The organism is Clostridium sp., from assembly GCF_051656525.1.
Lineage (GTDB): Bacteria > Bacillota > Clostridia > Clostridiales > Clostridiaceae > Clostridium.
In genome coordinates this window covers 1-7,822 of record NZ_JBOGCC010000033.1, presented here as the reverse complement: position 1 = coordinate 7,822, position 7,822 = coordinate 1, and the positions used below count along the sequence as shown (strand labels likewise).

Below are 7,822 nucleotides of genomic sequence, written 5' to 3'. Positions count from 1 at the left end.
ATTAAAAAGACAGGATTAAAAGATGGAATGACAATTTCTTTCCACCATCACTTTAGAGAAGGTGATTATGTTTTAAATAAAGTTATGGACGTAATTGCAAGCATGGGAATTAAAAATTTAAATTTAGCACCAAGTTCATTAAATAGTGTACACAAAGATTTAATTAAACATATTAAAAATGGTGTAGTTAAAAGTATAAGTACAAGTGGAATTAGAGGAGAATTAGCTGATGAAATCTCTAATGGATTAATGGATGAACCAATAATCATAAGATCACATGGTGGAAGAGCAAGAGCTATAGAAAGCGGAGAAGTTAAGATAGATGTTGCATTCCTTGGAGCACCTTGTTGTGATAATTATGGAAATGCAAATGGATATGAAGGACAATCATTCTGTGGTTCACTTGGATATGCTAAAGTTGATGCAAAATTTGCTGATAAAGTAGTATTATTAACTGATAATTTAGTACCATACCCTAATGTTCCAGCAAGTATAGAACAGGTTGATGTTGACTATATTGTACAAATGGATCAAATCGGAAATCCAGCTGGAATAGTTTCAGGAGCAACAAGATATACTAAAGACCCAAGAGAATTATTAATTGCAAGATATGCATCAGAAGTAATGTTTGCTTCAGGATATTTTAAAGATGGATTCTCAATGCAATGTGGAACTGGTGGAGCATCTCTTGCAGTTGCTAGATTCTTAAAAGAAAGAATGATAAATGATGAAATAAAAGCTAGTTTTGCTCTTGGTGGAATTACAGGACAATTTGTAGAAATGTATGAAGAAGGGCTAGTAGGAAAATTATTTGATACACAAAGCTTTGATTTAACAGCTGCAAAATCAATTGGTAAAAATCCAGGACATTATGAAATAGATGCTTCATTCTATGCAAATCCACATAATAAAGGATGTGCTGTAAATAATTTAGACTTTGTAATATTAAGTGCGTTAGAAGTTGATACAAACTTTAATGTTAATGTTATTACAGGTTCTGATGGAGTATTAAGAGGAGCTTCAGGTGGTCACTGTGATACAGCTGCAGGAGCTAAACTTTCAATGATTGTTTGTCCTTTAATAAGAGGAAGAATACCAACAATAGTTGATAATGTAATAACTACTATAACACCAGGAGAAAGTATTGATGTAGTAGTTACAGATAGAGGGATTGCAGTAAACCCAAAAAGACAAGATTTAATAGAAAAATTATCAAAAACAGGAATTCCAATGTTTACAATTGAAGAGTTAAAAGAAAAAGCTTACAAATTAACAGGAACTCCAAAGCCAATTGAATTTGATGATAAAGTTATAGCAGTTGTTGAATATAGAGATGGTTCAATAATAGATGTTATAAGAAAAGTAAAATAAATTTAATGTAGGGTGATTGTATGAGTACAGAAGAATTAATATTCAAGATTTTAGAAGGTAAAGAAAATAGAGTTCTTAGACAAAAAGAGATATTAAAGAGATACAATAGTACCTTAATATCATTTACTTTGAATATTCCAGGATTAATTAAAACTTCTGATGAATATAAGAAAGTATTTTTAAAAGGAATTAACGAAATAAAAGAAATATTAATATTAAATAACATGGAAATTATTTATGATGAAATAAATGAAAGAGAATCAGGATATGAATTCTTTTGTGCTGTAGAAGCACCTGCAATAAAGATAAAAAAATTAATGATTGAGTTAGAAGAGAAACTTTCTGTTGGAAGAATATTTGATATAGATGTATTTGATGAAGAAGGGAATCTTTTAAGTAGGTCAAGCTTTAATATAGGAAAGAGAAAGTGTCTAGTATGTGATAAAGAGGCTGTTATCTGTTCTAGATCAAGAGCTCATGATATAGAAGAAGTAATAGAGGCTGTTAATAAATTAGTAGAACAGTTTATTTTAGAGGAGGAACTTTAGTATGTATGATATTTCATTTAAATTATCGGAACTAGCTATTCAATCTATGATGTATGAAGTTTCTTGCTTTCCATCACCAGGTCTTGTATCTCCAGTTTCAAATGGGGCTCATAAGGATATGAATTTTTACACATTCATAGATAGTACAGCAGTACTAAATAAATATATGTTTTTATTTTCAGAAGTAGGTTTAAATGCAGAAAATCTAGAGGAACTATTTAAAGGTTTAAGAAAAGTTGGAATTGATGCTGAAAAAGCTATGTTTGAAAAGACAGAAAATATTAATACTCATAAAGGAATGATTTTTCTTATGGGGCTTACTATAGGAAGTACTGCTTTTTGTATAAAAAATAATTTAGGATTTTTTGATATAAAAAAAAATATAGAAGTAATGTGTAAGGATATAACTAAAGAGCTTATAGAGGCTGAAGGAAAAAGTGAAAGTGAAAGATCTCATGGAGAAAAACTATATATAAAATATGGTGTTACAGGAGTGAGAGGGGAAGCTGAAAAAGGAATACCATCAGCGTTTAATAATGTAATGGAATATGAAAAAGCTAAAAATTTAAATGAAAATGATAGACTAATACAAACCTTATTTCACATTATGAAAGAATGTGAAGACTCTACAATACTGCATAGACATAATTTTAAAGTACTAGAGGAAGTTCGTGCTATATGTAAAGAAGTAATAGACATGGGTGGATTATATAATCCACAGATGAAAGAATATGTGATTAAACTAAATGAAAATTTTATAGAAAGAAATATTAGTCCTGGAGGAAGTGCTGACATTTTAGCGGTAACTGTTTTTCTAAGTCTAGTAAAGAAAAATTTTAGTAACTTCTCTATTTAGAGGAGTTACTTTTTTATAAAGACATAGTGAAAATATAAAAAGATATATTGGATAAATAAATTTTAAAATAATGAAAATAAAATTAGGAGATGATTTTATGAAAAAGAATTTATCAAGAAAAATTATAGAGAAACATTTAGTAAGTGGAGATTTAAATATTGGTGATGAAGTTAGAATAAAGATAGATCAAACATTAACTCAAGATGCAACGGGAACTATGGCATATTTAGCTTTTGAAGCATTAGGAATAGATAAAGTTAAAACAGAAAAATCAGTAAGTTATATAGACCATAATACATTACAAGTTGGATTTGAAAATGAGGATGACCATAGATATCTTCAATCAGTTGCTGAAAAACATGGAATTTATTGCTCTAAAGCGGGAAATGGAATATGTCATCAAGTTCATAGAGAAAGATTTGCGGTTCCAGGAAAGACTCTTTTAGGCTCAGATAGCCATACTCCAAGTTCAGGAGGAATGGGAATGCTTGCTATTGGAGCTGGAGGAATGAGTGTTGCAATGGCAATGGCAGGAGATCCATTTACAATTGTAATGCCTAAAATAGTAAATGTTAAATTAAAGGGAAGATTAAGAGGAGGAGTAAGTGCTAAGGATATAATCTTAGAATTACTTAGAAGATTTTCAGTTAAAGGTGGAGTAGGAAAGATATTTGAATATACGGGGGAAGGTATAGAGACACTAACTATTCCAGAAAGATGTACAATCACAAATATGGGAGCAGAACTTGGATTAACTACATCAATATTTCCAAGCGATAAGATGACTTATAATTTTATGAAATCGCAAAAAAGAGAAACAGAATTTGTGGAAATGTTACCTGATAAAGATGCAGAGTATGATGAAGAAGTCGAAATTAATCTTTCGGACTTAGAGCCTTTAATCGCAAAACCACATATGCCAGATAAAGTTGTTAAAGTTAAGGAAATTGAAGGAATGAAAGTAAATCAAATATTTGTTGGAAGTTGTACAAACTCTTCATATTTAGATTTAGCAAAACTTGCATATATTTTAGATGGAAAAATAGTAGATAAGGATGTAAGTTTAGTTATAGCACCAGGTTCAAGACAAGTATTTGAGATGATAGCAAGAGATGGAATTCTTCAAAAGCTTATAAGTTCAGGGGCAAGAATTTTAGAATGTGCATGTGGACCATGTGTAGGTGTAGGACAAGCTCCAAATACTAATGGAATTTCTTTAAGAACGTCTAACAGAAATTTCTTTGGGAGAAGTGGAACTAAAAGTGCAGAAGTATATTTAGTAAGTCCAGAAGTAGCAGGAGTTAGTGCTTTAGCAGGGAAATTAGTAAGTCCACTAGATTTTGAGGGAATAGAAGGTATACAAAATATAGTTGAAAGTGAAGATGTTATTGTAGATGATAGAATGATAGTAAGTCCTTCAGAAAATCCAACTGAAGTTGAAGTATTAAGAGGACCAAATATAAAACCATTACCATTAAGAGAAAGCTTAGAAGAAACTATAAAAGGAAAAGCTATATTGAAGGTAGAAGATAATATAACAACTGATGATATAATGCCAGCAGGAACAAAAATTATAGGATTACGTTCAAATATTCCTGAAATTTCAAAATATGTTTTTTCAAGAATTGATGATAAGTTTTATGAAAATGCAATAAAAGAAAATGGTGGATTTATAGTTGGAGGAGAGAACTATGGACAAGGCTCTAGTAGAGAGCATGCTGCACTTGCACCAATGTATCTTGGAATAAAAGCAATCTTTGCAAAATCTTTTGCAAGAATTCATAAGGATAATTTAATTAACTATGGAATATTGCCTTTAATTTTTGAGAATAAAGATGATTATGAAAAAATAGATAAGAATGATACATTAGAAATAAAAAATGTAATTGAATCTCTTAATACACATAAATATAGTGTAATTAACAAAACTAAGAATGAAGAATATACTTTGATTTTAGAAGTTACTGATAGACAAAGAGAGTTATTAAGAGCAGGTGGACAATTAAATTATATGAAAAATAAGTAAAATAAAAAAGCCCAAGTAGAAAATTTAATTCTACTTGGGTTATTAATTTTTAAGCTTCTTCTTCGCTTCCAAGAACGTATTTAGCTACAAGGGCAGCTATAATTCCACCAATAATAGGTGCAACTATAAATATCCATAAGTGAGATAATGCTTCTCCACCAGCAAATAATGCAGGTCCAATACTTCTTGCAGGGTTAACTGAAGTTCCAGTTAAAGGAACACCAACTAAGTGAACTGATAATAATGCTATACCAATAGCAAGACCAGCAAATTGTGGATTACCTTTTTTACCTGTAACAGCCATAATAACTAAAACAAAAATAAAAGTTAAGACTATTTCAACTAATAAAGCACCACCAATAGTTAGGTTATGAACTCCATCTTGCCCAAAGTTGTTAAGAGGCATTTTATCAGATTTAAGGAATAACATTAGCATAAATGATGCAAAAATTCCACCAAGTACTTGAGCAATGATATAACCAATTAAATCTTTTCCACTTAATCTTTTGTTTATAAACATAGCGATTGAAACAGCTGGATTTATGTGACAACCAGAAATATTTCCAATTGTATAAACCATTGCCATTATAGAAAATCCAAAAGCAGCGGCAATTCCAAGAATTCCTATTCCTTTAATTCCACCACCAAGTACAACTGTTCCAGTTCCAATAAGAACAAGTACAAAAGTACCAATAAATTCCGCGATAAATTTTTTCATTTGTTAAAAACTCCATTCATAATAAAATTAAAATTACTTAAAGTATTATACATAAAGACTTATACAATAACAACTTGTAAAAAAAGAGGGAAATATCAAAGAGATAATAAAGTTAGCATCTAAATAAGAAACCAATTATATATTATGCAAATTTTAGATAAATTATAAAAATATAATGTGAAAATGGAATATTACAATAAAAAGATATTTAATAAAAAATGAATAATTTAGATAAATGGTATTATTTTTATAAAATATGGAGATGCTCTTAAATGAAGTAAGATTTAGGAGTGAGTAAAATTAAAATATTACATTTGTTTGGATATAATATAAATGACATAAATTTAGAAGAAGTAAAAAAGCAAGGATTTGATGGAATTCAGATAGGTCCAGTTCAGCCATTAAAAGAAGAAGGACAGGTTCCTTGGTTTCTTTTATATCAACCAATAGATTTTAAGGTAGGAAATTATTATTATGGTTATGATGATCTTAAAGAATTATTTAATAAAGGAAAAGAGCTTGAAGTAAAGATAATTGTGGATGTTGTCTTAAATCATGTAGCAGGAAAAAATACTGGTGAAATAAAGCCTCATGAAAAGGTAAATGAATTTATTAGAGAAAATGAAGCCTTCTTTAAAGAAAAAGAGGTAATACAAGACTGGGGAAATAGAGGTGAAATAATAAATAAATCAATAGGATTACCTTCATTAAAATTAGGTAATCATGATTTGCAAAACATTATAATAGAATTTTTAAATGAATTAATTTCATTAGGTGCAGATGGATTTAGAATAGATGCAGGAAAACATATAGCACTGCCTTCAGAAGGAAGTGACTTTTTTACAAGAGTATTTGAAAACTTAAATAGAGATGATTTATTTAACTATATAGAAGTAATATTTTCAGATGAAAACATCTTAAAAGAATACAGCAAATATGGAAGAGTTTTAACTGAAAATTTAAATGATAAAACTGATGAAAGAGTAAACTTTATAGAAAGCCACGATACCTTCTTAGAGTTTGGATATACAAAAGAATGGTCAGATAAAGAGATTTTAGAGAAATATAAAATTTTAATAGAAGAAGCAAAAAATGTACTATTCTATGCAAGACCTTTTAATGATACATGGAAAAGTGAAGAAATGAGAAGTATTAATACTCTCCATAATTTAAATTTTGTCTAAAATATTTACTTATTTTATCTTATAAAGTAGGAGTTTTACTTCATAAATATAGTCAACCACAATACGTAATGAATATGTGGGAATCATCAAGAAGTTCTATTTAATCCCTTTAGTAGGTTTGGAAAATTACTTACTAAAGGGATTTTATTCTGTGGATTTAATTAATTGTAAAAATAAAATAATAACATTTTATTAAATTAAATATACCAATACATTTGCAGATAAGTTCACCAGTATCTGAAGTAGAAAAAGTATTTGGAGAATCAATAAAAAATGAAGCTACTAAATCAACAATTTTCTCAGAGTAATTATAAAAAAATATTCCAGATACAAAATAAATACTGAGAATAAAATAATCATTGAAATGAAATGGAGTCGTTAGAAGGTTAATAATTATTAAAAGTAATAATGGAAATATTAATAGAGAAAAAATTAAATTATTGATGGAAAATTTTTTTGAAAATCCCATTAGTTTCTTTGTGGAGATTTTATCAAAATCTGTAGATAAACAATTAAAACAAAAATCTTGTGAATTTTCACATTTAGAATTACAATTTTTACATACTTTCATTTTTATATCCTTTTTTAAAATGTATTTTAATTGATATTATAACAATTAATGGAGAAAAGTAAAGATATAAATTGGAATTTTTTAAGGAGAAAAAACATGAGATTAGACAAGTTTTTAGCAATGGCTGGTGTAGGAAAAAGAAAAGAAGTTAGAGAATATATAAAGGCTGGAGATGTAAAAGTTAATAATGAAATTATAAATATTCCAGCAATAGAGATAGATGAAGAAAAAGACATTATATTATATAAGGGAAAAAGAGTAGAAAAAGCAGAAAATAAATATTACATATTAAATAAACCAAAAGGATATATTACTGCAAAAAGTGATGATAAAGATAAAACAGTATTTGAATTATTCAAGGAAGAAGAAAGAAAAGGATTGTTCCATGTAGGAAGATTAGATAAAGATACAGAAGGATTACTCCTATTCACAAACGATGGAGAATTTGAACACGAAATAATGCACCCTAATAAAGAAATAAAAAAGACATACTTACTATTGTCATTAGGAAAAATAGATGAAGAAAAAATAAAGCTACTAGAAAAAGG

7 protein-coding genes are annotated in these 7,822 nt (G+C 28.4%); 6 read left to right on the top strand and 1 reads right to left on the bottom strand.

Annotation, left to right across the window (positions count from 1 at the left end; all coding sequences use genetic code 11):
• The 4 genes from citF to ACRDDY_RS00925 form a co-directional block, all read left to right on the top strand.
• A partial coding sequence (gene citF / locus ACRDDY_RS00940; protein WP_438563093.1) for a citrate lyase subunit alpha occupies positions 1-1,371 on the top strand: 1,371 nt, incomplete at its 5' end.
• 20 nt (positions 1,372-1,391) lie between these two features.
• Positions 1,392-1,919: a citrate lyase holo-[acyl-carrier protein] synthase gene (gene citX, locus ACRDDY_RS00935; RefSeq protein WP_438563092.1), complete on the top strand. Its 528-nt coding sequence runs from the start codon at positions 1,392-1,394 to the stop codon at positions 1,917-1,919.
• A 1-nt stretch (position 1,920) separates the two neighbouring features.
• Positions 1,921-2,775, top strand: a complete 855-nt coding sequence (gene citG, locus ACRDDY_RS00930; protein ID WP_438563091.1) for a triphosphoribosyl-dephospho-CoA synthase CitG — start codon at positions 1,921-1,923, stop codon at positions 2,773-2,775.
• A gap of 97 nt (positions 2,776-2,872) precedes the next feature.
• A complete protein-coding gene (locus ACRDDY_RS00925) occupies positions 2,873-4,801 on the top strand; it encodes an aconitate hydratase (protein WP_438563090.1) in 1,929 nt (642 codons plus the stop codon).
• A 49-nt stretch (positions 4,802-4,850) separates the two neighbouring features.
• On the opposite strand, the gene ACRDDY_RS00920 is transcribed toward ACRDDY_RS00925, so the two are convergent.
• Positions 4,851-5,519, bottom strand: coding sequence for an MIP/aquaporin family protein (locus ACRDDY_RS00920; RefSeq protein WP_438563089.1), 669 nt, complete (start codon positions 5,517-5,519; stop codon positions 4,851-4,853).
• A 290-nt stretch (positions 5,520-5,809) separates the two neighbouring features.
• Here ACRDDY_RS00920 and ACRDDY_RS00915 point away from each other — a divergent pair, with 290 nt between their 5' ends.
• On the top strand, positions 5,810-6,703 hold the full coding sequence (locus tag ACRDDY_RS00915; RefSeq protein ID WP_438563088.1) for an alpha-amylase family glycosyl hydrolase: 894 nt from the start codon (positions 5,810-5,812) through the stop codon (positions 6,701-6,703).
• A gap of 667 nt (positions 6,704-7,370) precedes the next feature.
• The coding region (locus tag ACRDDY_RS00910; RefSeq protein ID WP_438563087.1) for a pseudouridine synthase at positions 7,371-7,822 on the top strand (452 nt) is incomplete at its 3' end.

What these genes read in the sequence shown, in the direction of transcription:
- citX (WP_438563092.1), top strand. Translation starts at nt 1,392, where the DNA reads ATGAGTACAGAAGAATTAATATTCAAGATTTTAGAAGGTAAAGAAAAT.
- citG (WP_438563091.1), top strand. Translation starts at nt 1,921, where the DNA reads ATGTATGATATTTCATTTAAATTATCGGAACTAGCTATTCAATCTATG.
- ACRDDY_RS00925 (WP_438563090.1), top strand. Translation starts at nt 2,873, where the DNA reads ATGAAAAAGAATTTATCAAGAAAAATTATAGAGAAACATTTAGTAAGT.
- ACRDDY_RS00920 (WP_438563089.1), bottom strand. Translation starts at nt 5,519, where the DNA reads ATGAAAAAATTTATCGCGGAATTTATTGGTACTTTTGTACTTGTTCTT.